Annotated in this window: 23 protein-coding genes; 7 read left to right on the top strand and 16 right to left on the bottom strand. The window is 63.0% G+C overall.

What is annotated here, in order from left to right; translation table 11 throughout:
- Positions 1 to 24: 24 nt before the first annotated feature.
- The 4 genes from IVB05_RS41560 to IVB05_RS41545 are packed head-to-tail and all read right to left on the bottom strand — an operon-like array spanning position 25 to position 2,481.
- A complete protein-coding gene (locus IVB05_RS41560; RefSeq protein WP_247781955.1) occupies positions 25 to 498 on the bottom strand; it encodes a DUF1178 family protein in 474 nt (157 codons plus the stop codon).
- Positions 495 to 1,373: a carbon-nitrogen hydrolase family protein gene (locus tag IVB05_RS41555; protein ID WP_247781953.1), complete on the bottom strand. Its 879-nt coding sequence runs from the start codon at positions 1,371 to 1,373 to the stop codon at positions 495 to 497. The genes IVB05_RS41560 and IVB05_RS41555 overlap by 4 nt, the downstream gene beginning before the upstream one ends.
- Positions 1,370 to 1,642, bottom strand: coding sequence for a glutaredoxin 3 (gene grxC / locus IVB05_RS41550; protein WP_247781951.1), 273 nt, complete (start codon positions 1,640 to 1,642; stop codon positions 1,370 to 1,372). The genes IVB05_RS41555 and grxC overlap by 4 nt, the downstream gene beginning before the upstream one ends.
- Positions 1,643 to 1,671: 29 nt before the next feature.
- Positions 1,672 to 2,481, bottom strand: coding sequence for a ComF family protein (locus IVB05_RS41545; RefSeq protein ID WP_247781948.1), 810 nt, complete (start codon positions 2,479 to 2,481; stop codon positions 1,672 to 1,674).
- Positions 2,482 to 2,499: 18 nt separating this feature from the next.
- Here IVB05_RS41545 and IVB05_RS41540 point away from each other — a divergent pair, with 18 nt between their 5' ends.
- Positions 2,500 to 3,405, top strand: coding sequence for a methyltransferase domain-containing protein (locus IVB05_RS41540; RefSeq protein WP_247781947.1), 906 nt, complete (start codon positions 2,500 to 2,502; stop codon positions 3,403 to 3,405).
- Between the two features lie 199 nt (positions 3,406 to 3,604).
- Here IVB05_RS41540 and IVB05_RS41530 read toward each other — a convergent pair whose 3' ends face one another.
- A complete protein-coding gene (locus tag IVB05_RS41530) occupies positions 3,605 to 5,209 on the bottom strand; it encodes an ATP-dependent Clp protease adaptor ClpS (protein WP_346771811.1) in 1,605 nt (534 codons plus the stop codon).
- A gap of 450 nt (positions 5,210 to 5,659) precedes the next feature.
- Here IVB05_RS41530 and IVB05_RS41525 point away from each other — a divergent pair, with 450 nt between their 5' ends.
- Positions 5,660 to 5,881 (top strand): hypothetical protein, encoded by a 222-nt coding sequence (locus tag IVB05_RS41525; RefSeq protein ID WP_247781945.1) that lies wholly within the window; start codon positions 5,660 to 5,662, stop codon positions 5,879 to 5,881.
- A 235-nt stretch (positions 5,882 to 6,116) separates the two neighbouring features.
- On the opposite strand, the gene IVB05_RS41520 is transcribed toward IVB05_RS41525, so the two are convergent.
- From IVB05_RS41520 to IVB05_RS41510, 3 genes are all read right to left on the bottom strand, one after another.
- A complete protein-coding gene (locus IVB05_RS41520; RefSeq protein WP_247781944.1) occupies positions 6,117 to 6,527 on the bottom strand; it encodes a (deoxy)nucleoside triphosphate pyrophosphohydrolase in 411 nt (136 codons plus the stop codon).
- Positions 6,528 to 6,542: 15 nt separating this feature from the next.
- Entirely contained in the window at positions 6,543 to 7,784 is a 1,242-nt protein-coding gene (argJ, locus tag IVB05_RS41515; protein ID WP_247781942.1) for a bifunctional glutamate N-acetyltransferase/amino-acid acetyltransferase ArgJ, read from the bottom strand.
- 164 nt (positions 7,785 to 7,948) lie between these two features.
- Entirely contained in the window at positions 7,949 to 8,860 is a 912-nt protein-coding gene (locus tag IVB05_RS41510; protein ID WP_247781941.1) for a peptidylprolyl isomerase, read from the bottom strand.
- A gap of 350 nt (positions 8,861 to 9,210) precedes the next feature.
- On the opposite strand from IVB05_RS41510, the gene secA reads away from it, so the two are divergent.
- The gene (secA, locus tag IVB05_RS41505; protein ID WP_247781939.1) at positions 9,211 to 12,045 is read left to right on the top strand and encodes a preprotein translocase subunit SecA; all 2,835 of its coding nucleotides are present in this window, start codon (positions 9,211 to 9,213) and stop codon (positions 12,043 to 12,045) included.
- Positions 12,046 to 12,229: 184 nt separating this feature from the next.
- Here secA and IVB05_RS41500 read toward each other — a convergent pair whose 3' ends face one another.
- The 5 genes from IVB05_RS41500 to IVB05_RS41480 form a co-directional block, all read right to left on the bottom strand.
- The gene (locus IVB05_RS41500; RefSeq protein WP_247781937.1) at positions 12,230 to 13,702 is read right to left on the bottom strand and encodes a murein L,D-transpeptidase family protein; all 1,473 of its coding nucleotides are present in this window, start codon (positions 13,700 to 13,702) and stop codon (positions 12,230 to 12,232) included.
- Positions 13,703 to 13,991: 289 nt separating this feature from the next.
- Positions 13,992 to 14,954, bottom strand: coding sequence for an acetyl-CoA carboxylase carboxyltransferase subunit alpha (locus IVB05_RS41495; RefSeq protein WP_247781935.1), 963 nt, complete (start codon positions 14,952 to 14,954; stop codon positions 13,992 to 13,994).
- A 312-nt stretch (positions 14,955 to 15,266) separates the two neighbouring features.
- Entirely contained in the window at positions 15,267 to 16,223 is a 957-nt protein-coding gene (xerD, locus tag IVB05_RS41490; RefSeq protein ID WP_247781934.1) for a site-specific tyrosine recombinase XerD, read from the bottom strand.
- A 70-nt stretch (positions 16,224 to 16,293) separates the two neighbouring features.
- A complete protein-coding gene (locus IVB05_RS41485) occupies positions 16,294 to 16,704 on the bottom strand; it encodes a nuclear transport factor 2 family protein (RefSeq protein ID WP_247781932.1) in 411 nt (136 codons plus the stop codon).
- A 69-nt stretch (positions 16,705 to 16,773) separates the two neighbouring features.
- On the bottom strand, positions 16,774 to 17,811 hold the full coding sequence (locus tag IVB05_RS41480) for an aldehyde reductase (RefSeq protein WP_247781930.1): 1,038 nt from the start codon (positions 17,809 to 17,811) through the stop codon (positions 16,774 to 16,776).
- Positions 17,812 to 17,922: 111 nt separating this feature from the next.
- On the opposite strand from IVB05_RS41480, the gene IVB05_RS41475 reads away from it, so the two are divergent.
- Positions 17,923 to 18,519, top strand: a complete 597-nt coding sequence (locus IVB05_RS41475) for a TetR/AcrR family transcriptional regulator (RefSeq protein ID WP_247781928.1) — start codon at positions 17,923 to 17,925, stop codon at positions 18,517 to 18,519.
- A gap of 21 nt (positions 18,520 to 18,540) precedes the next feature.
- On the opposite strand, the gene IVB05_RS41470 is transcribed toward IVB05_RS41475, so the two are convergent.
- The gene (locus IVB05_RS41470; RefSeq protein WP_108512471.1) at positions 18,541 to 18,687 is read right to left on the bottom strand and encodes a histidine kinase; all 147 of its coding nucleotides are present in this window, start codon (positions 18,685 to 18,687) and stop codon (positions 18,541 to 18,543) included.
- Positions 18,688 to 18,830: 143 nt separating this feature from the next.
- Here IVB05_RS41470 and IVB05_RS41465 point away from each other — a divergent pair, with 143 nt between their 5' ends.
- From IVB05_RS41465 to IVB05_RS41455, 3 genes are all read left to right on the top strand, one after another.
- Positions 18,831 to 19,463 (top strand): shikimate kinase, encoded by a 633-nt coding sequence (locus IVB05_RS41465; protein ID WP_247781926.1) that lies wholly within the window; start codon positions 18,831 to 18,833, stop codon positions 19,461 to 19,463.
- Positions 19,460 to 20,602, top strand: a complete 1,143-nt coding sequence (gene aroB, locus IVB05_RS41460; RefSeq protein WP_247781925.1) for a 3-dehydroquinate synthase — start codon at positions 19,460 to 19,462, stop codon at positions 20,600 to 20,602. The genes IVB05_RS41465 and aroB overlap by 4 nt, the downstream gene beginning before the upstream one ends.
- Positions 20,603 to 20,669: 67 nt before the next feature.
- Positions 20,670 to 22,022, top strand: coding sequence for a hemolysin family protein (locus IVB05_RS41455; protein WP_247781923.1), 1,353 nt, complete (start codon positions 20,670 to 20,672; stop codon positions 22,020 to 22,022).
- A 12-nt stretch (positions 22,023 to 22,034) separates the two neighbouring features.
- Here IVB05_RS41455 and IVB05_RS41450 read toward each other — a convergent pair whose 3' ends face one another.
- On the bottom strand, positions 22,035 to 22,478 hold the full coding sequence (locus tag IVB05_RS41450; protein WP_247781922.1) for a hypothetical protein: 444 nt from the start codon (positions 22,476 to 22,478) through the stop codon (positions 22,035 to 22,037).
- A 226-nt stretch (positions 22,479 to 22,704) separates the two neighbouring features.
- Positions 22,705 to 22,983 carry a BolA family protein gene (locus tag IVB05_RS41445; protein WP_247781920.1) on the bottom strand — a complete coding sequence of 93 codons (279 nt, stop codon included), beginning with the start codon at positions 22,981 to 22,983 and terminating at the stop codon, positions 22,705 to 22,707.
- Between the last annotated feature and the right edge of the window lie 9 nt (positions 22,984 to 22,992).

Below are 22,992 nucleotides of genomic sequence, written 5' to 3'. Positions count from 1 at the left end.
CACCCTACGGAATCGCGGTTTGTATCAATTCCGGTCGTCCGGCAGCACCGGCAGCGGGGAGACTTCGACGCCTTCGTCGATCAACGAGCGCGCTTCATCCGGCGAGGCCTCGCCGTAGATCGGGCGATGCTCGATATCGCCGTAGTGCATCTTGCGCGCTTCGCTGGGGAAGCGCTCGCCGACATTGTCGGCATTCTTCACGATGTGATCGCGCAATTCCTTCAGCTTGGCGCGCAGCTCGCGCTCCTGCGCCATCAACAGCGGCGTCGATTCCGATGACGCCGTTACTTCCGCGGGCGCGGTCGGCGCAGACGGGGCGGCCTCGCGGCCCTTCTTGCTCACGATCTGCGGAGCCATGATGGCGCGCTCGACCTTGACCGAGCCGCAGGCAGGGCAGCTCACCAGCCTGCGTTTCTCCTGGCTCTCATAAGCCGTGGAGCTTTGAAACCAGCTTTCGAACGCATGGCCCTTCTCGCAGCGAAGGTTGTACCGGATCATGCCGAACCCCGGACGAGATGCAGATGCTCCGGCCCAGCCTTGGGATCGGCGATGCCGAAGCGCCGTCCGTGCTGGAGCGATGGCACGGCCTTGCGTGCGGTTTCAACCTTCGCGGGGTCGATCTGCGCAAGGAACACGCCAGGCTCGACGCCGCCCTCGGCAAGAATCTCGCCCCAGGGGGCGATGATCAGCGAATGCCCGAAGGTCTCACGCTTGTTCTCGTGCATGCCGCATTGCGCCGCCGCGAAGACGAAGCAACCGGTTTCGATGGCGCGGGCGCGGAGCAGCGTGTGCCAATGCGCCTCGCCGGTCTTTCTGGTGAAGGCTGACGGCACCGTGAGGAACGACGCGCCGGCTTCAGCCAATGCGCGATAGAGCGCGGGAAAACGCACGTCGTAGCAGATCGTCAGCCCGATCCGGCCCCACGGCAGATCCGAGATCACGGCCGTCTCGCCCGGCTGGTAATTGGCTGACTCGCGATAGCTCTCGCCGCCGGGCAGATCGATATCGAACATGTGGATCTTGTCGTAGCTGGCGAGCAAATTGCCGTCGGGCCCGAGCAGGAAGGACCTGTTGACCGCGCGCTCCGGCGAATAGCGCAGCGCCAGCGAGCCGATATGGAGATGGATCTTCAATTCCGCGGCGAGCGCGCGATAGGCTTTCAGCGAGAGATCGTCTTCCTCTGACGCGAGATGCTCGAACAGCGCCTTGCGGTTCAGCTGCATCATGTTGCTCACCTCGGGCGTGAGCACGTAATCGGCGCCTTGCGCTGCGGCCTCGCGGATCAGCTTGATGCCCTGCTCAAGGCTCGGCTCGGGCAACAGCCCGGTACGCATCTGCACCATGGCAGCGGTAAAAATGGAGCCAGCGCTCATGAGGAGGCCTCTTCTCCCGCCAGCATGGCGTCGAGCTTGCCCGCGCGATCCAGCGCGTAGAGCTCGTCGCAGCCGCCGACATGGGTTGTGCCGATGAAGATCTGAGGAAAGGTCGAGCCGTGGCCCGCGCGGTCGTACATCTGGTCGCGATAGGCCGGGTCGGTTGCCACGTTCAATTCGGAGAACGCGGCGTTCTTGCGCGTCAGTAGCGATTTGGCGGCGGTGCAATAGCCGCAGCCCGGGCGGGTATAGATTTCAATGGCAGTCATGGCGCGCTCTGATTTGACAAGTGCTTGAATTATATGGGAGCCCGGTGGCTGTCCACAACCCGCGCGAATACCAGCACATCGACCTGCGCGGCTTTGGCGCGCAGCAGGGCGCGGGCGCAGGCGTCGGTCGTGGCGCCTGACGTCAGCACATCGTCGATCAGGACGATGCGGCGGCCCTGGATATCAGCCATGCGATCGGGAGCGACCTTGAAGGCGCCCTGCACATTGCTGGCGCGCTGCGGCCGGGACAGGCCGATTTGCTGCTCGGTCGCGCGAATGCGGCGAAGCGCCTCAGAGGCCAGTTTGACGCCGGTTTGCTGCGAAATCACCCGCGCCAGCGCGCCGGACTGGTTGTAGCGGCGGCTCCAGCCGCGCCGCCAGTGCAGGGGAACCGGCACCAGCACGTCGGCCTCATCGAGCAATTCCTGGCCCGCGCGCGCCATCCAGCGGCCCATCGCGGGCGCCAGATCCGTGCGGTCCTGGTATTTCAGCGAATGAACCAGCGTGCGGGCAATGTCGTCATAGCGCACCGCGGCCCGGGCGCGCTGGTAGGTTGGTGGGCTGGCGATCGCCTCCATCGACAGCAATTCCGGACCGGGATCATACACAAAAGGGATGCCGAGCCGCGGACAGAACGGCTGAGCGATGAACGACAGCTTCGCCCAGCACGCCGCGCAGACGCCCTCGCCATCGACCGGCTCGCGGCAGGAAACGCATAAGCTCGGCAGCGCGACGTCGAGCGCGAGCCGCGGAAGATGCGCGAATGCGTCGCGGCAGGCGCTCAACGCGCCGCGCAGTTGGCTGGAGATGGAGCGTGATGGTGATGCCTCGGCGTCCATGGGGCGAGGCTAGCGCCAATGGGCAGCGTGCTCAAGCGCAGGATTGCCAGAGACAGGGCAGCCAGCGTACCAACCGGCATGGCTTCGAACCCGACCGCCGCACCGATCCTGTTCGACCGCGCACTGTTGCGCGCGCGGATGGAACGCGCGCGGCGTGCCGGGCCGGTGACGTTCCTGCTTGATCGCGTCAGGGAAGACATGGAGGAGCGGCTGCAGGCGGTGATGCGGAATTTTGCCGATGTCGCCGATATCTGGACGCCGGGCGAATTGCTGCGAAAGCCCATCGCCGATCGTTTCCAATCGATCGCCCGCATCGATCTCGATCCATCGGAAATTCTGCCGCTGCAACCGCAATCGCTCGACCTAGCCGTTTCCGCGCTGGCGTTCCAGTTCGTCGACGATCTCCCCGGCGTGCTGGCGCAGATCCGCCGCGCGCTCAAGCCGGACGGACTGTTGCTGGCGGCGATGATCGGCGGCGATACGCTGACGGAGCTCAGGCAATCCTTTGCCGCGGCGGAAGCCGAGTGCGAGGGTGGGGTATCGCCGCGCGTCGCGCCGTTTGCGGATTTGCGCGATGTTGGCAGCCTGTTGCAGCGTGCGGGCCTGGCGCTGCCGGTCACCGACGTCGATCGCGTCGTAGTGCGCTACGACAGCGCGTTCGCGCTGATGCAGGATCTAAGGCGCATGGGTGCTGCCAATATCCTGATAGAGCGGCGGCGCACGCCGACCCGCCGCTCCACCATGTTGCGGATGGCGGAGATTTACGGCGAGCGCTTTGCCGATGCCGACGGCCGCATTCGCGCGACCTTCGACGTGATCTGGCTGTCCGGCTGGGCGCCGCATGAAAGCCAGCAGCAGCCGTTGCGGCCAGGTTCGGCGAAGGCGAGTTTGGAAGCGGCGGTGAAGAAAACTGCTCCCAAATAGACAACCTAAAGCGGGATTAGGCCGTGTACCGATAACCCGTTGGCGTGACGCGACGAAGGCTATGTCCACTTTGCCTAGTTTGCGACCGGGCTCGTGCAGCGGCGCAATTTGTCGCGAAGGGCCAATAGCAGAAGTGATGCTTACCGTCGTAGAACCAAGCCGCTGGCAGTGTAGCAGCCTATATCGGAGCTTGCGAAAACTAACAGGCGGACGTGATTCGCTCGCGCACGCATTGCAGTGGATGCTTATGCTGGCATGCCAGGTCAAGTACCTCTGTCACCTTCGCGTCAGCGACGTGGAGGGGATAGACACCGCACGCACCGACACCCTCGTTATGGATCTCAAGCATGATCCGAGTGGCGGTCTCGCGGTCCTTACCGAATACCCACTCCAATACGTAAGCCACGAACTCCATCGGAGTGTAGTCGTCATTCAGGAGCCGTACTTCGCTCAATAGTCCCGAGGCTAGGTCCGAGATGCTGTGACGTTCGGTTTCTTTCGTCTCCATCCGTTTCGGCGCGGCGCGGTCGCCATTCTGGTGCAGTACAAGTCCATCCACCGCGCCCTCGGGATTGCGCTTAAAGGTCATGCTGATTCCGGCGACCCTGGCGAAAAACTCGTTGGGCGCGGACGGGAAAATGGGGATCGCATCTTGTCCGATCGCCTGGGTATATAGCCTGTCGTTCATCCGGAACACCTTCAGCGGGAAATTGTCGGCAAGCTTGTAGATTCCCACATATTCATCAAGCAACGCACTGGGCAGAACCGTCGCCTTATATGCAGGCGCAAGCGGCGCATCCGCGTCGAGCGTGGCGAAACCCAGATCATCAGGGTCCGCGGACGTGTTAGTCAGGATGATAACGCCTCGTTCCCGATTAGCTGTGAAACCGAGAAAGCTTCTGTACCCGCCAGTCCCGCCGTTGTGCCAGACGATCCCTTTATCGGTCGTCACCCAGGCCAGGCCGACGCGTATAGTTTTTGCCATGTCGCTGCGCGGCTGTTGCGCGAAGTTCATCGCGGCGGCCAATGGCGACTGACCGATGCCCATGTTGGCCTTCAGATAGCGCAGCATGTCATTAGCCGTGGATCGGAGGGCGCCCGCGCCTGCTAATGCGTCGAGGTCCCAATTCTTCGCCGCTTTGCCTGTGTCGTCGTGACCGGGAGCGAGATGGGCGCGCATTGCGTCGGTGAACGCCGTACCGCTCATCGTCATGCCGAGCGGCTTCAGAATTTCCTCGTTGGTTAGGGTGCCATAGGTCGTGGGTACAAATTGCGCAAGCGCATGGCCCAAGAGCCCGAACCCCAAATTGGAGTATTCGTAGGAGGCCCCTGGATCGCGCGGTAGTTGGTATCCCGCAAGAAACACCTTCAGCTTCGCCGCATCGTAGTCGGCATAGGGATTGGCTGGGTCCTTCGGCGTGAAGTTAGACGGCATCCGCGGCAAGCCGGAGTGATGCGTGGCAAGATCGCCGAGCGTAATTTCCTTGTCACCGCCGGACGGGATTTTGAAGTCCGCCAGAAGTTGTGCCACCGGCGTGTCGAGCATCAAGCGCCCTGAGAGCACTGCCTGTGCCAAGAGTGTGGCTGTGAAGGTCTTTGTTATCGAACCAATTTCATAAACCGTCTCGCCATCGGGCGCCTTGCCATCATGGAGCTTGCCGAAGGCCACAACCTCGCTCTTGTCACCATCCACGACGCCGAACACCAGCGTCGGGTAGGTGCCCGCCGCAATCCGTTCCTGCGCGGCCTTTTCGACGCGATCGGGTAGAGGTCCTGCGTTCGCCGACGTGCTCGTGCTCGTCATGAAGCATAATCCAGAAAACATACCGCGATCCGGCAATGAAGGCACGCGCCATAGAGAAACACAAGTTTCATGGCCGATGAATATAGCGAAGAAAAACGAGTCATAATGCCTGGCACGTCCGAAGCTGCCCGCTCATTGTTCCGGCGAGGAAGAACTTCCAGATGCAAAAAGCTGGCGCTATCGCAGAGCGACCAGTCTATGTCCGCTTTGGAGCGCATCCCGGCCTCAGCGCCGTGCTTTTTTTTGCTCAAACGGGGCATGTCGCTTCAGGTCAAAAGCGCCGTTCTAGTCGCCGCTAGTCACTTCCGGTCTGCTCCGATTGACGGACGATTGGGGGCCCGCCCATGCGCAATCGCGCGAGGTTGATCCCCGGGGCGGTCCAATCGCGTACCACCCAATTTTCATGTGTGCTACCTAGTTCGGCAGCAAGATGGTCAGGAGAAGCCGATCATGACTGACGATCAGGTCAATCTCGTCGTTCAGCACCTTTGCGAGCAATTGCACTTGGCGCTCCGATTGAAGGACAGCGAGGCACATCCACCAAACGCCAAGGATATTGGATTTGATCCTGCCTCTGTAAGAACTGTATTGCTGACCGGGTTGCGTTCGGCGGGTGTCACGACCCACCACGAGGCAGCCGCCGGGGCGAGCGAAGAGCCGCCGCGGTCCTAAACGCAAAACGCGGGACAGAAGCCCCGCGCCGATGTCGACGGATCATCTTTCTTCTCGTGCCCCGGACGCAAGCAGCACGGGAGCGGCGAGCCGGCCCCATTCTACTTTGCATGGGGTTGTTTTCGCGATTTTGTGTCTGGGCTCTGCGTGCCGCCGAAGAGGCGCTGCGCTGGAAGACTCTTTGAGTTGATGGATGCCCGGATCAAGTCCGGGCATGACAGTGATATGCGTCCCCTCACATCAACAAATCGATCAAATGCGGGATCAGCGGAATGTCCGCGGGCGGCATCGGGTAGTCGCGCAGCTTGTTGGCGCGGACCCAGGCCAGTTGCTGGCCCTCGCGGGCGATCACCAAGCCTTCCCAGCGCCGGCAGATATAGAGCGGCATCAGCAGATGGAAGCTGTCATAGGCGTGGCTCGCAAAGGTCAGCGGCGCCAGGCATGGCTCGCTGACGTCGATCCCGATCTCTTCATGCAGTTCGCGGATCAGCGTCTGCTCTGGCCGTTCGCCGGGCTCGACCTTGCCGCCGGGAAATTCCCAGAGCCCCGCGAGCGCCTTGCCTTCCGGGCGCTGCGCGAGCAGCACGCGCTTGTCGGCATCGACGAGGGCGCAGGCGACGACGAGGGTGAGCTTGATGTCAGCCATGCGCCGCTGTCTCGCTCATGACCGGTAGTCGCCGTTGATCGCGACATATTCCTTGGTGAGGTCGCAGGTCAGCACGCGATCGCGGCCCTTGCCGAGGCCGAGCGCGACTTTGATCTGGATCTTCGGATTTTTCATCACTTCGGAAACTTCCGCCTCGTTGTAGGATGGATCGCGCGCGCCGCTTTTCGCGACGCGAATGCCGTTGAACGAGATCGAAAGCTTGTCGCGGTTGGCGGGCTCGCCGGCTTTGCCGACCGCCATCACCACGCGGCCCCAATTGGCATCCTCACCGGCGATCGCCGTCTTCACCAGCGGCGAGTTCGCGATCGACATGGCGATCTTGCGCGCCGAGGCCTTGGTGGTCGCGCCTTCGACGATCACCTCGACCAGCTTGCGCGCGCCTTCGCCGTCGCGGGCCACCTGTTCGGCGAGGTTGGCCAGCACCCCGTAAAAGGCCTTGGCGAACGCCTTCAGCCTGGGATCGCTGGCGCGGCTGATCTTCGGCGCGCCGTCGGCCGTGGCCGCGCCAGTGGCGAAAGCCAGCAGCGTATCGGAAGTCGAAGTGTCGCTGTCGATGGTGACGGCATTGAAGGTGTCCTCGACGCCGCTCTTGAGCAGCGACTGCAGCACCGCCGGCGACAGCGGCGCGTCGGTGAACACGAATGACAGCATGGTCGCCATATCTGGCATGATCATCCCCGCACCCTTGGCCATGCCGTTGATGGTCACCTTGGCCTTGCCGAGCTTGACGGTGGCGGTTGCGACCTTCGGGAAGGTATCGGTGGTCATGATGGCCTTGGCAGCGGCCATCCAGTGGTCGGGCGTGGCGGCCTCGGCCAGCGTCGTCAGCACGCCGTCGAATTTGGTGGCGTCGAGCGGCTCGCCGATCACGCCGGTGGAGGCGAGGAACACGTCGCCGATGGTGCAGCCGACTGCCTTCGCTGCGGTTTGCGCGGTCAGCGCCGTCGACTGCTTGCCGGTCTTGCCGGTGAATGCGTTGGCGTTACCGGAATTCACCACCAGCGCGCGGGCCTGCCCCCGGCCGAGCTTGGCGCGGCACCATTCAACGGGAGCGGACGGGCATTTCGATTTGGTGAACACGCCGGCGACCGTGGTGCCCTTGTCCATGACGGCGAGCAGCACGTCGGTACGCCCCTTGTAGCGGATGCCGGCGGCGGCGGTCGCGAGCTTCACGCCCGCAATCGCGGGCATCTCGGGGACATCGGTCGGGGCGAGGGGGGAGATGGTGGTGGACATGCGGGCACCTTCTTCGACCAGATTCAATCGTAGCCGGACCTGGCCCGGCCATCCACGCCTTGAGAGCCGGTCGCCAAGGTCCCCAGACATGGAACGGCCGGGCGCTTCGGCCCGGCCATGACGACGGTAGATACTATCGGTCTGAAAGAAGTAACAGCGATTTTTTACTTCTTCGCCGGCGGCGCCATCTTGGAATCCGCGGGCTTGGCGGCGTCCGGCTTGGCGGCTTCGGCCGGCTTGTCCATGCGCTCGACCTTGGCGGCTTCACGCAGCTTGGCGACGTATTCGGCCTGGGCCTTGCGCGTCACATAGGTCTCGATCTGGGCCTTTACCTGCTCGAAGTCCGGCGCCTTGCGGCTGCGCTTTTCCTCGACCTTGATGATGTGCCAGCCGAATTGCGACTTCACGGGATCCGAGACCTTGCCGGGTTCGAGCGTGAAGGCGACGGCGGAGAATTCCGGCACCATCTGTTCCTTGGTGAAGAAGCCGAGATCGCCACCATCGGAGGCGCCGGGGTCCTTGGACTTCTTCTTCGCCAGTTCGGCGAAGTCGCCGCCCTTCTTCAGCTCTTCCGCGATCGCCTTGGCCTCGTCCTCGGTCTCGACCAGAATGTGCCGGGCGTGAACTTCCATTTCGCCAGTGATTTGCTTGGAGGCCTCCTCATAGACCTTCTTCATGGCGTCGTCGGTGGTCGCCGCCTTGCCTTCGGTGGCGAGCAGGCTGTCCATCAGCAGGCGGCTGCGGGTGAAGGCCAGGCGCTTCTTGAAGTCCTCGGAATTCTCGACCTTCTTGTCCTCGGCGGCCTTGGCGACGATTTTCAGGTCGATCAGGAAGGCCAGCACGTTGTCCTTCTTGGTCGCCGGGTCCATCTGCGCGAGGCTGGGGCCGAGTTCCTCTTCCGCGAGCGCCACATCGCTCTGGCGGATCTCAACACCGTTAACCTTGGCGAGAACGGGGTTGTCCTGGGCACGAACCGGCAGGCTGGCGGCCAGAATCGCAGCCAGGCAGGCCGTTGCGGCCAGGGAGGCGAGGCCGAAGCGCAGGCCGGTTTTCGTTTCCGGGAACGAGGTGGTCATGGAAAATCCTTGTCTTGAAGAAGGGGGCGGCAAAGGCGGCGGGACACTCGCCCAATCATGCGGCCTTGGCAACGCGAAAAGTCTGTCAAAATGATGAATTCCTTGACAGATGGACCCACGTTGACAAGGGCCCAACCCAGCCATATCTGTGCCCGATCGTACGGCGGCGATAGCGCTTATTTTGCTGCGTTTTTTGCCGTTGAACCTAGGATTGCTTAATTCCCACTCATTAGGCGGATGATGCCCCGGAACGGGGGTATTTGCCGCGATGCGTCACGGTGAGTTGATAAGCAACTTGGTGGACCACGTCACGGCTTGCAACGCAAGTAACGGCAAAGGCAGGAATTGGCATGATCGGCGCGCTCGCCCGCAAGTTTTTCGGCTCCGCCAACGACCGGCGGGTGAAGGGATATCAGTCCCGCGTCAACGACATCAACGCGCTTGAGCCCGAGCTCGCCGCGCTGTCGGACGAGGCGCTGAAAGCCCGCACCGCCGAATTCCGCCAGCAGCTTGCCGACGGCAAGACGCTCGACGACATCCTGGTTCCGGCCTTCGCCACCGTGCGCGAGGCCGCCAAGCGCACCCTCGGCCAACGGCATTTCGACGTTCAGCTGATCGGCGGCATGGTGCTGCATGAGGGCGACATCGCCGAGATGAAGACCGGCGAAGGCAAGACGCTGGTGGCAACGCTAGCGGTCTATCTCAACGCGCTCGCCAGCAAAGGCGTCCATGTCGTTACCGTCAACGACTACCTCGCCCGCCGCGATAGCGAATGGATGGGCCAGATCTATAATTTCCTCGGGCTGACCGTCGGCGTCATCGTCCACGGCCTCGACGATGCCGAGCGCAAGGAAGCCTATTCGCGCGACATCACCTACGGCACCAACAACGAATACGGTTTCGACTATCTGCGCGACAACATGAAGTACCGGCTCGAGGACATGGTCCAGCGCAGCCACTTCTACGCCATCGTCGACGAAGTCGACTCGATCCTGATCGACGAGGCGCGCACGCCGCTGATCATCTCCGGCCCGCTCGACGACCGCTCGGATTTCTACAACACCATCGACACCTTCTTCCCCAAGCTCGACAAGACGGATTACGAGGTCGACGAGAAGCAGCGCACGGTGACGCTGACCGAAGGCGGCATGGAGAAGCTCGAAAACCTGCTTCGCGATGCCGGCCAGCTCAAGGGCGAGTCGCTCTACGACGTCGAAAACGTCTCCGTGGTCCACCACGTCAACCAGGCCCTGCGGGCGCATACGCTGTTCAACCGCGACAAGGACTACATCGTCCGCGACGGCGAAGTCATCATCATCGACGAATTCACCGGCCGCATGATGCAGGGCCGCCGCTATTCCGAAGGCTTGCACCAGGCGCTGGAAGCCAAGGAGCACGTCCAGGTCCAGCCGGAAAACCAGACGCTGGCCTCGATCACGTTCCAGAACTATTTCCGGATGTACCAAAAGCTCGCCGGCATGACCGGTACGGCGCTGACCGAAGCCGACGAATTGTTCGACATCTACAAGCTCGAGGTCGTGGAAATCCCGACCAACGTTCAGGTGGCGCGTCTCGACGAGGACGATGAGGTCTACCGCACCCAGAATGAGAAATACGCCGCGATCCTGGCCGAGATTGAACGCGCCAACAAGCGGCTGCAGCCGGTGCTGGTCGGCACCGCCTCGATCGAGAAGTCGGAAGTGTTGGCCGATTATCTGAAGAAGCACGGCTACAAGCAGATCGATTTCGGCGCGGAATCCGGGATGGAGAAGCTCTACGCCGCGGCGCGTGCGGGCAAGCCTGCAAAACTGTTTGCTGTGCTGAACGCGCGCTTCCACGAACAGGAAGCTTATATCGTCGCCGAAGCCGGCGTCCCCGGCGCGATCACGATCGCCACCAACATGGCCGGCCGCGGTACCGACATCAAGCTCGGCGGTTCGCTCGATATGCGGATCCAGCAGGAGACCGCCAACATTACCGACGAGGCCGAGAAGGCCAAAAAGATCGAGCAGATCAAGGCCGACATCGAACGTTTCCGCGAGATCGTGCTGAAGGCCGAGGACGTGGTCGAGGTCGAGCCCGCCAAGGGCAACAAGCCGGCCAAGACCATCAGCAAGCCGGGTGGGCTCTACATCATGGGCTCGGAGCGGCATGAATCCCGTCGTATCGACAACCAGTTGCGCGGCCGTTCCGGCCGTCAGGGCGACCCCGGCCGCTCAAAATTCTTCCTGTCGCTGGAAGACGATCTGATGCGGATCTTCGGGTCCGACCGGCTCGACAGCATGCTGCAGCGGCTCGGCCTGAAAGAGGGCGAGGCCATCATCCATCCCTGGATCAACAAGGCGCTGGAAAAGGCGCAGCAGAAGGTCGAAGCCCGCAACTTCGACATCCGCAAGAACCTGCTCAAGTTCGACAACGTCCAGAACGACCAGCGCAAGGTGATCTTCGACCAGCGCATCGAGCTGATGAAGAGCGACAGCGTGGCCGAAATGGTCGCGGACATGCGTCATGATTTCATCGACGACATCGTCGTCAAGCATGTGCCGGAACACGCCTATGCCGAGCAGTGGGATGTCGCGGGCCTCAAGGAAGAGCTGAAGCGCGTGCTCGACGTCGACCTGCCGGTCGACGAGTGGGCGAAGGAAGAGGGCATCGCCGACGAGGAGTTGCTGACGCGGATCGAACAGCGCGTCGACGAGCACATGGCGGCCAAGGTGGCGCAGTGGGGCCCCGACGTGATGCGCTACGTCGAGAAGACCATCCTGCTGCAGACGCTGGATCACCTCTGGCGCGAGCACCTGATCATGCTCGATCATCTGCGTCAGGTGATCGGCTTGCGCGGCTATGGCCAGCGCGATCCGTTGCAGGAGTACAAGTCGGAAGCCTTCGGCCTGTATGAGGCGATGACCGCGCATCTGCGCGAAGCGGTGACCGCGCAATTGATGCGCGTCGAGATCGTGCCGCCGGAAGAGCAGCAACCGTTGCCGGCGATGGAAGCGCACAAGTTCGATCCGAATACCGGCGAAGACGAGATGGCCTTCGCCAACGTCTCGCTGGTGCCGGAAGCCGTCGCCGTCGATCGCGATCCGAAGAATCCCGCAAGCTGGGGCAAGGTCGGCCGCAACGAGGATTGCCCCTGCGGAAGCGGCAAGAAGTACAAGCACTGCCACGGCAAATACGGGTGATTTCTTCGGTGATGGCGCGCTGACGCCATCACGCGCCGCTGTCGGCTGTCGTCCTCCGCGAAAGCGGATGATCCAGTACGCCGCACCGCTTCGGTTCTTCCAATACGCGTTAAGGAACACCCGCTTTCGCGGGGCGTGACGGCCATTGTGCTGTTGTGCAGTCCGGGGAGCCGCGTCGCGCTTCTTACTTCACCGCTCCGAAGCGGCTGTCGAACGAGTTCGTCGACACGATCGGCGCGGAGCCCGAGACCTGATTGTCCTTGGCGGCGGGGGCGGCCGGCGCATCCGACACGGAGGCTCTCAGCGGCGGGCGGGCGGTGGCCTGTTTGACGTCATGCTTTGGCGTCGTGCTCTTCGGCGCCGACGCCTCGGGACGAGGCGCGGTTTGCTTGGCCTCGGCCGCCTTCGGCTTCGAGGGCGGCGTGCTGGCGGTAGCGTCGGCCGCGCCGCCGATACCGACCTTGCGGGCGAGGTTGGAGAAGAACCCGTCATTCTGGGCCGGCGGCGCCGCATTGGCGACGCGCGTCGGTGCCGCTGCAGGGGTGGGCGCTGGGGCTGCGGCAAGCTTCGGCGGTTCCGGCGCACCCATCAGCAGATTATCGGAGGGCGCCTTGGGCGGATTGACGTGGGAGGGAACGGTGCCGGGGGCGCGCGCCATCAGCGACAGGCTCGAGCCGTCACCGGGTTCCGAAAGACCAGTGCTGGCCTCAGGCACGCGGGCGGCAAACACCCGGTGCATGCCGCCGTCGATGCCGGTGTTGGTCCGGGCGACCGGCGTTCCCTTTGCAATCAGGCGGGCGGTTTCGGCGAGATCGGTGGCCTGCTTTTCGCGGACGGCGTCGGCGACCTCGTCGGGAATCACATAGGCCGGGCACTTCGCCGAAGCATCGAATACCAGGTCACGCGTGGCGTTCGGCGGCTTGGCGGCATCGAACACGTATTTCTTCTCGCAGAAATCGACCTTCGGCTCCTGCTTCGTCACCTCGAAATGATCATTGCCTTCCTTGATCATCTTCCAGAACGGCATGTTCGGGTTGTTGCGGTGCTTGGCCATGTTGGCCGCCGTCATCTTGAACGGATAGGCCTGCAGCTGGAACGATTTCTGGCCGCCGAAGAAGGATTCGCGGCCCAGCGAATAGATTTCCGCGATCTGCTCGTCGGTCATTGCGTAGCAGCCGCGCGATGAGCAGTCGCCATGCACCATCAGCTGCGAGCCGGTACGCCCCAGCGCCTTGTCGAAGGCGTTCGGATAGCCGGTGTTGAAGGAGAGATAATAGGCCGACTGCGGGTTCATCTGCGCCGGCGAAATCGCATAGAAGCCTTCCGGCGCCTGGCGGTCGCCCTCGCGGACCTTGGGCCCGAGATCGCCCGACCAGCGGCAGATCGGATAGGTTTTCAGGAGCGCGAAACGGCCGGAGCGGTCCTGCTTCCAGATCTCCAGTTCGGCTTCCTGTTTGAACAGGCGAACCAGGATTGGCGACTGCAGATCCATGTCTTTCGCCGTCATGTCGGCGATCAGTTTTGGCGGGACCGGCTGGTTGGCCTTGGCGTTGTTGGCGAGCGAGATGTCGTCGCCATTGCAACTGGCCAACAGCGCGCCTGCGCCCGCGAGAGCAGCCGACGTGACGAGCGCGCGAACCAGCGAACGGTTAATCAAAGGCTAAGCTCCACACCCACTGGGCATTTTCGCACCCCAAATCACAGCGAACATGCCCTGAAGCCAATGCATAAAATAGTACCCTTTGACCTTCCGCGCCGCAACCCGAACGCGATGCGCCGGCCGCTTCCACGGCAGGCATGGTCAATAGAGTTTAAAGACCGGGTCTGGGCCTAATTAGGGCCGAATCAAGTGATCCGACGAAATAAAGCACCTTTAAGGCAGCGCTAACCAATGCACGGCCGGGGCCGGCCGGCCGATCAAGGGGAAAGGAAAGGACAAGGGTCGATCAGCCGAGCTTGCGGCCGATATCGAGAAATTTCTGCCGTCGCTGCCGGCGGACGCCGTCCGCGTCCAGATTGCGGAAGTCGTTGAAGGCCTCGGCAATCGCATCGCCCGTGGCCGAGATCATGGCGGCGGAATCGCGGTGGGCGCCGCCGGAGGGTTCTCTCAGGATCTGGTCGATCACGCCGAAGCGCAGCATGTCCTGGGCCGTGATCTTCATGCCGTTGGCGACTTCCTGGGCCTTGGTGCCGTCGCGCCACAGGATCGAGGAGGCCGCCTCCGGCGAGATCACGCTGTAGATCGCGTGTTCCAGCATCAGCACCCGGTTGGCGGTTGTAATGGCGATGGCGCCGCCCGACATACCCTCGCCGGTGATGATCGCGACATTGGGGACGCCGAGCGAGAGGCATGTGTCGGTCGAGCGTGCGATGGCTTCCGCCACGCCGCGCTCCTCGGCGCCGATGCCGGGATAGGCGCCGGCGGAATCGACGATCGACAGCACGGGAATGCCAAAACGGTCGGCCATTTCCATCAGCCGCACCGCCTTGCGATAGCCCTCGGGCCGCGCCATGCCGAAATTGTGCTTGATACGGCTGTCGGTGGTGGCGCCCTTTTCCTGGCCCATCACGCAGATCGCCTCGCCGCGGAAGCGGCCGAAGCCGCCCATCAGCGCCTCGTCCTCGGCGAATTTGCGGTCGCCCGCCATCGGGGTGAATTCAGTGATCAGCGCGTTGACGAAATCGCTGAAGTGCGGGCGCTGCGGATGGCGCGCCACCAGCGTTTTCTGCCACGGCGTCAAATTGGCATAGAGGTCGATCAGCGCCTGGGACGCCTTGTCCTCTATGCGCGCGATCTCGTCGCCGATGTCGCTGCCCGACGCCGCCAGCGCGCGCAGTTCATCGACCTTGGCCTCTAGTTCGGCAACTGGTTTTTCAAAGTCGAGATAACTGCGCATCTGATCCGGCATCGAGACAATATAGGTAACAACGTGCTTTGAGGCGAAGCGGTTTCGATTCGCTTAAGGAAAGCACGCATCTTCAATGATTTAGCGCGCATCTCGGTCCGGATGACCCGGTTTGCCGAAAGCGCGCCAAACAAGGCCGCGGGGGCGGGAGACGGCTGTTTCGGGGGAGATCGCTCGGAAGTCAAGGCGGCAGGCTCAGCTCTCCGCGAACAAATCCATTCTCGTAGCCCGGATGGAGCGAAGCGCAATCCGGGACTCGGGCTGCTTGTGGGAAGAACCCCGGATTTCGCTTCGCTGCATCCGGGCTACGTCGACTTATTTTTCCGCCAGCGGATGCAGGTCGCGCACCAGGCTTTTCAGCCGCTCCTCGACCACATGGGTATAGATCTGCGTAGTCGAGATGTCGGTATGGCCGAGCAGCGTCTGCACGATGCGCAGGTCGGCGCCGTTATGCAGCAGGTGGCTGGCAAAGGCGTGGCGCAGCACGTGCGGCGAGACCAGCCGCGGCGCGAGGCCCGATGCCGCCGCCAGCTCCTTCAGGTCGCGGGCAAAATGCTGCCGCGTCAGATGGCCGCTCTCGCCGAAGGAGGGAAACAGCCATTTCGAGGGGCTGGCGTTCTTCTTCTTCTCGGGCTTGAGCGCTTCCATCGCCGCGAGGTAATCGGCCATCGCCTGCCGCGACGCTTCGTTGAGCGGCACCAGCCGTTCCTTGTTGCCCTTGCCACGCACCACGATCATGCGGGCGTCGCGCCGCGAGGCCGACAGCGGCAGCGCCACCAGTTCCGAGACGCGCAAGCCCGTGGCGTAGAGCACCTCCAGCAGGCAATACAGCCGCATCGCGCGCAGCCGCTGCTGCGGCGAAGCGTTCTGGCCTAGCGTCAATTCCTTGGCCCGCGTCAGCATGCGATCGACATCCGCTATCGACAGCACCTTCGGCAAGCCCCGGCCGCGTTTCGGGCCGGACAGGATCGCCGCCGGATCGTCGCTGCGGATGCGCTCGTTCAAGAGGAAGCGGAACAGATGCCGCATCGCCGACAGCCGGCGGGCCACGCTGGAGGATTTGAAGCCGCGGGTGTCGAGGTCGGCGAGGTAGTCCCGCAGCTCATCCGTCCCGGCGCCGGCAAAGTTTTGTCCCGCTCGGCCGAGAAATTCGGAAAAATCCGTGAGGTCGCGGCGATAGGCGTCGAGCGTGTTGTCGCCCGCGCCCTGTTCCGCCGCGAGCATGTCGAGGAACAGGTTGGTCAGTTTCGTATCTGAAGGTGTGGTGCGCATTCGCTTTGATAGCGCATGATCGGGGCGGGACGGAGACTTTTCAAACACGCGGTTAGAGATTGCAGGGAAGCTAGGGCATCGGGCTGACCGCGGTGGCCTGCGACCAGACCACCACCCATTGTCCATCGCGATGTTCGTAGGTGTCGGTGTGCCAGTAATCACCCGGCGCAACCCGGTGGCCGCCGAACACCACTTCGAGCCTGGCGCGATACCGGATCACCGCGTGGCTCTGGTGATGCCGCACGGCGATAGGTCCAGGCTCCCAGGCGAGATATTTGATCTGTCCACTCGCAATCGCTCCCAGATAATCGTTCTTGGACAAGGCCATTCCGATCGGCGTAATCAACTGGAACTCGGTCGCATGAAGTCGCCCGGCCGCCTCGATGTCGCCTTCAACCAGCGCGCGAAGTCGGGCGCGCTCGGTGTCGCGGATGAATTCGGCTTCGGGCGATGGGTCCTGATCAGCCGTATACGTGGACATTACGTGTGCTCCTTGATCGTGTGATTCGTGAAAGGGCTATCGTGACGGGATGGGGCGGCAGCCCCCGATCTAGGCTACTGCGATGAGACCGTGGTCGATCAGGCTGTGCGCAGTGGCGCGGATGCAATCCTCGTCGGGCCGCGCCTTCCAGTTCAGTACCCGCTGCGCCTTGGCGGCGCTTACGCTGAGGTCGCGGTTGAGCTCGTGAACGATCATGCGCGAACGCGCGCTGAAGGGGGCCATCGCCCTCACCATCCAGTCGGGCACTTCGCCTGATGGCAAATGCGCAGCGTGCGCCGGAAACGACTTTGCCAGCACCGCGGCCAATTCTCTCAACCAGAAAAACCGCCCGCCGACGATGAAGCGCTGGCCGGACGCGTCCGGGTGGGTCATTGCCCGGACATGGGCGTCGGCTGCGTCTCGCACATCGACAACCGAAAAGCCGAAACGCGGAACACGCCGGAGCTGGCCGCTCATCATTTGCCTGATCAGCCCAACCGACGTGCCGTGTTCCGGGCCGAGCAGCGGCCCAAAGATGGTGGCGGGATTGATGACAGCAAGATCAAGTCCGGTTTCCCTCGCAAGGGTCCAAGCTGCCTGCTCGGCGAGCGTTTTCGACCGGTAGTAGGGCGTCGCCCGGGCGCTGGCCGGATCCGTCCAGTCGTTCTCGGTGAAGGGGGCCTGCCCGTTGCCATGATTGGTGGCTGCGATCGACGATGTTAGCACCACGCGCGCTACGCCGGCTTCGTGGGCCGCCCGCAGCACACGTAGCGTCCCTTCCCGCGCGGTTCGGATCATTACGTTCGCGTCCTTTGGCAGGGTCGCTGGAAAAGGCGAGGCCGAGTGAATTACGTAGCGGCATCCCCTGAGCGCGACATCCCATCCAGCATCGGAGCAAAGATCCGCCTCGACAAAGCTAACCGCTTCGGTCGCCGTATCGGGACAAAGCTGGCGCCTGATCCTGTCGCTAACGCCAATGCTGCGCACACTGCCTCGAACGCGATAGCCGGCTGCCAGCAATTGCTTGGCGATGTGTCCGCCGAGGAATCCGCTGATACCCGTGACGAGAACAGTGGCGGGCGCGGGGTCGTTCAATTTGGAAGGCATTTATCAACTCCTCGGCCGGCGGAAGTGCTTGACCGTGCCTGCATTAGACACTTGGACAATTACTGTCTAGTTGTTTTTGACGAATTGGACGAAAAGTGTCAGAATGCTTAGATGGATCAGAACGACCAGAAATCCGAGGCAATTCTTGACGCAGCGCTACCGGTTTTTGTTCGTCACGGTTTTCGCAAGACATCCATGGCCGATATCGCGCGCGCAGCGCGCATGTCGCGCGCGGCGCTCTATCTAAGCTTCAGCAGCAAGGAGGAGCTGTTCCGGGCAGGGTCTGCGCGTGCGCATGCTCGGACTATGCACAACGTCGAGGCGGCGCTCGCTGCCGAAGGCGACGTTTTCAGCCGGATCGAGTCGGCGCTCGCGGCTTTCCAGCGAGAACTGGTTGCGCCGTTCGCAGGTAGCGCCGACGCGGCAGAGCTGTTCGACGTCAACATGACGTTGGCCAGGGACATTACCCTTGGGGCACGGGCCAAGCTGGTGGCTCTGCTCGCCCAAGCTCTGTCCGATGCAGAAGCAAACGGCGCCATATCCATGCAGGTCCTCGAGGCCAAGCCTGCCGATGTGGCCGGCATGATCGTCGCGGCAATAGAGGGCATTAAAGACGCGAAAGAAGTTGGCCAGAGCCTGGATGAGGGCACCCGACTTTTCATGCGCCTGCTACGTACAGCGCTAAGTCGGAATATGCCGAGAAGCTGACCCCGCGGGTCGCTCCAAGGCTTACCTCTTGAGGAACTTGTCTGCGGGAATGGTGACCGTCATTTCCCTGGGCTTCGGCGTGACGAAGTTCGCCAGCGAAAAAATCACGCCATAGATCACCCCGGCGATGATGCCGACGACCGTCAGAAAGCGGAACAAACTGGGCATAGGGGGCTCAGGGCGGCGAATTAACTAATGAAATCATCCAACATGTTCCCATCCCCGTGGCAAGAGTCTCTGGCGGGGGCGTCAATGGGGGTAGTATAGGTGTCGCAGCGTGAAGCAAGTCCCGCAAAACGACCGAGTTTTTGATGTCCGAGACCGCCGCACCGGCACAAACGAGCCCCACCCAGGACGCCGACATCACGTCGGCGCTGGGAAGGCGTTCGGTCGTGCTGGTCGGCATGATGGGCGCCGGCAAGTCCACCATCGGCCGGCGGCTGGCGGCCCGGCTGCGGCTGCCGTTTCTCGACGCCGATATCGAGATCGAGGCGGCGGCCGGGATGTCGATCCCGGACATTTTCGAAACCCATGGCGAGCCGCATTTCCGGGACGGCGAGGCGCGGGTGATCGCGCGGCTGCTCGATGGCGGCCCGGCCGTGATCGCCACCGGCGGCGGCGCCTTCATGCGTGAGGAGACCCGCAACCGCATCCGCGACAAGGCGGTCTCGATCTGGCTCAAGGCGGATGTCGAAATCATCATGAAGCGCGTCAAGCGCCGCGCCGACCGGCCGTTGCTGCAGACCGAGGATCCGACGGCGACCGTCAGCCGTCTGCTGGAAGCGCGCGAGCCGGTCTACCAGACCGCCGACCTGACGATAGGTTCGCGCGACGTGCCGCATGACCGCGTCGTCGACGAATGTATCGATGCCCTGCGCGCCCGGCTGTGCGCAGGCAGCCCTTCTGCCCAGCCAACAACCGACGGGATGAGCGTTAAGCCATGACTGCGCCACTGAAACATTCCGCCGATATCACGGTCGACGTCGCCCTCGGCGACCGCGCCTATGACATCGTGATCGGCCGCGGCGTGCTGGCCTCGCTCGGCGCGCGCGTCGCCGCGTTGCGCCCCGGTGTGCGGACCGCCATCGTCACTGACCGCACCGTGGCAAAGCACTGGCTGGAGCAAACCGAGCGTTCGCTTTCCGAAGCAGGCATCCCGACCTCGCGCGTCATCGTCGAGGAAGGCGAAGTGTCGAAGACCTATGCCGGTCTCGAAAAGGTCTCTGAGGCGCTGATCGCCGCCAGGATCGAACGCAACGATCTGGTGATCGCGCTCGGCGGCGGCGTGGTCGGCGATCTCGCCGGCTTCGCGGCGGCGATCCTGCGCCGTGGCGTCGATTTCGTGCAGGTGCCGACCTCGCTCCTGGCGCAGGTGGACTCTTCGGTCGGTGGCAAGACCGGCATCAACTCGCCGCAGGGCAAGAACCTGCTCGGCGCGTTTCATCAGCCGGTGCTTGTGATCGCCGATACCTCGGTGCTCGACACGCTGTCGCCGCGCCAGTTCCGCGCCGGCTACGCCGAGGTCGCAAAATATGGCGTGCTCGGCGACGAAGCCTTTTTCACCTGGCTCGAGGCCAACTATACCGACATCTTCTCCGGCGGTGCAGCGCGCGAGCACGCGATTGCGACCTCCTGCCGCGCCAAAGCCGCGATCGTCTCCCGCGACGAGCGCGAGAACGGTGAGCGCGCGCTGCTCAATCTCGGCCACACTTTCGGCCATGCGCTGGAAGCCGCGACCGGCTTTTCCGATCGCCTGTTCCACGGTGAAGGCGTCTCCATCGGCATGGTGCTGGCGGCAGAATTTTCCGCGCAACTCGGCATGATCTCCGGGGCCGATGCTGCTCGCGTCCAGCGCCATCTTGCTACCGTCGGCCTGCCGACCCATTTGCAGGACATCGCGGGCTTCACCCAGGAGGGGCTTGCGGATGCCGACGCCCTGATGGCGCTGATGGCACAGGACAAGAAGGTCAAGCGCGGCAAGCTGACCTTCATCCTGCTGCAGGCGATTGGCCGCGCGGTGGTCGCAAACGACGTCGAGCCGGCGCTGGTGCGCGATTTCCTGCAACAGAAGTTGTCGGGATGAGAACGGGATTGTCGAGAGGCAGCTTGGCGCAGGCGTCGCGCGGGGGCGGGGCCGTCACGAGGCATACATGAGTTCGACCGCGTTCAATCTGCTGCTCGCGATCCTGCTGCTCGCGGCGAACGCATTCTACGTGGCCGCCGAGTTTGCGCTGGTCAAGAGCCGTGGCTTTCGCATCCGGGCGATGGTCGAGCAGGACCGGTTCGGCGCGCGCCTGCTGCACAGCATGATGGGCAACATCGAGGCCTATCTCGCCTGCTGCCAGCTCGGCATCACCATGGCCTCGCTCGGGCTCGGCTGGGTCGGCGAACCCACGGTTTCGGCGCTGCTCGAACCGGTGCTTATGCCGCTCGGCATGTCGGAACGCACCCTGCACTTCGTATCGTTTCTGGCCGGGTTCCTGGTGTTCTCGTCATTGCACATTGTGATCGGCGAGCAGGTGCCGAAGACGCTCGCGATCCGCCAGCCGATGCCGGTCTCGCAATGGATCGCCTATCCGCTTCATTTGTCCTATCTGGTGTTCTGGCCGCTGAACTGGCTGCTTAACAGCGCCTCACGCGGGATTCTGCGCCTGCTCGGCGTGCAGGAATCCTCGCAACATGAAATCCTCACGGACTCCGAGATCGAAGGGCTGGTGGAAGAATCGGCCGAGCACGGCGGAATCGAAAGCGGTGAGGCCGAATACATTCAAAATGTCTTCCGCTTTGGCGACCTAGCCGTGTCCGACGTGATGGTTCATCGCACCGCGATGGTGATGCTCAACGCCGACCTGCCGCCGGACGAGCTGGTGCGCGAGGTGCTGGCGACCGAATACACCCGCATCCCGCTGTGGCGCGACAAGCCGGAAAACATCATCGGCGTGCTACACGCCAAGGATCTGCTGCGCGCGATCCGCGCTTCCGAAGACGACACCTCGCGGATCAACGTTTCGGCGATCATGCTGCCGCCCTGGTTCGTGCCGGAGATGCGGCCCTTGTCCGAACAGTTGAAGGCGTTCCGCCGCCGCAAGACCCACTTCGCGCTCGTCGTCGACGAGTATGGCGAGGTCGAAGGCATGGTGACGCTGGAAGACGTTCTGGAGGAAATCGTCGGCGACATTTCCGATGAGCACGACGTGGTGGTGGCCGGCGTCCGCGCCCAGTCCGACGGCTCGGTGGTGGTCGACGGCTCGGTGCCGATCCGCGATCTCAACCGCGCCATGAACTGGCATCTGCCCGACGAGGAGGCGACCACCGTTGCCGGGCTGGTGATTCACGAGGCGCGCTCGATCCCGGAGCGCGGCCAGAGTTTTACCTTCTACGGTTTCCGTTTCCGCGTGCTTCGCCGCGAGCGCAACCGCATCACGGCGCTCAAGATCACGCCGCTGCCGCGTGAAGCCGAGGCGGAGGATCCGAAGCCGAAGCGGGCGGGGACGGCGTTCTGAGCGTCCACACCGTTATTCGATATCGATGGTGATGCCGCTGAGCTTCCACTGGCCGTCGGAGGGGATGAATCCGAGCTGGTACTTCACCTTCTTAGGGTTCGTGTCGAAACGGCCCTTGAGGCGCAACACGCCCTTCTCGTCGATTTTGGCTTCTTCCTCGGGAATGACCGGACTGGCGACGATCGCGTCAAACACGGCGTGCTTCTCGACCAGGTCCTTAAAGACGGCCCGCAGCTTCTCGGGCGGAAACTGATCGCGGAACGGCTTTGAAATCTTGGCGTGGAGTACCGTGAAATTATCCGATGTGACCGCGTCGTTGAGGGTCACCAGAATGCTCTTGATCAGCACTTCCTGGACAAAGGGGCTCGGCATATCCAGCGCGCGCGCCCTGATCGGGGAGGTCGCAACCACCAGCGCCACGGCGGCGGCCCATCTGAAGCGTGTCCAATATCGCATCGGACGACCCCATCGACCTGCGATGGCCTCGGGGTCAGCCCGACCCCGCGTCCGAATGGAACCTGATCCACCGCGTTGGCGATTGTCTCACAGTTGCGAGAACGGTTCTACCGTCTCTGCCGATCTTCACAGGAAGCTGGCGGCGTCCGCGACCAACCGTTCGGCCGGGTGTGCCGAAATATCCATCGTCAGCGGATGCTCATATTCTTGCGGCAGGTTTGCCAAATTACCGGCCGGCGGTTTCTCCCGGCGCCTGCGCCTTGATGGCGAGCGCATGGACGGAGCCCTTGAGTTCCGCTTCAAGCGTCGCATTTACCATACGATGGCGCTCGATCCGGCTCTTCCCTTCGAAGGCCGGAGATACGATATAGACCCTGAAATGCGTCTCGCCGCCCGGCCGGTGGCCCGCATGGCCCTCATGCAAATGAGATTCGTCCGTAACGTCGAGGCTTTCCGGCAAGAAAGCTTCACGCAACTTGTTTATGATAGCGTCTTTGGTGCTCATGATGGCGGC

Origin of the sequence: Bradyrhizobium sp. 170, from assembly GCF_023101085.1 — a bacterium.
In the GTDB taxonomy this organism is placed as follows: domain Bacteria; phylum Pseudomonadota; class Alphaproteobacteria; order Rhizobiales; family Xanthobacteraceae; genus Bradyrhizobium.
Note: the sequence above shows the minus strand (reverse complement) of the source record. Positions and strands in the feature narration are given on the sequence as shown.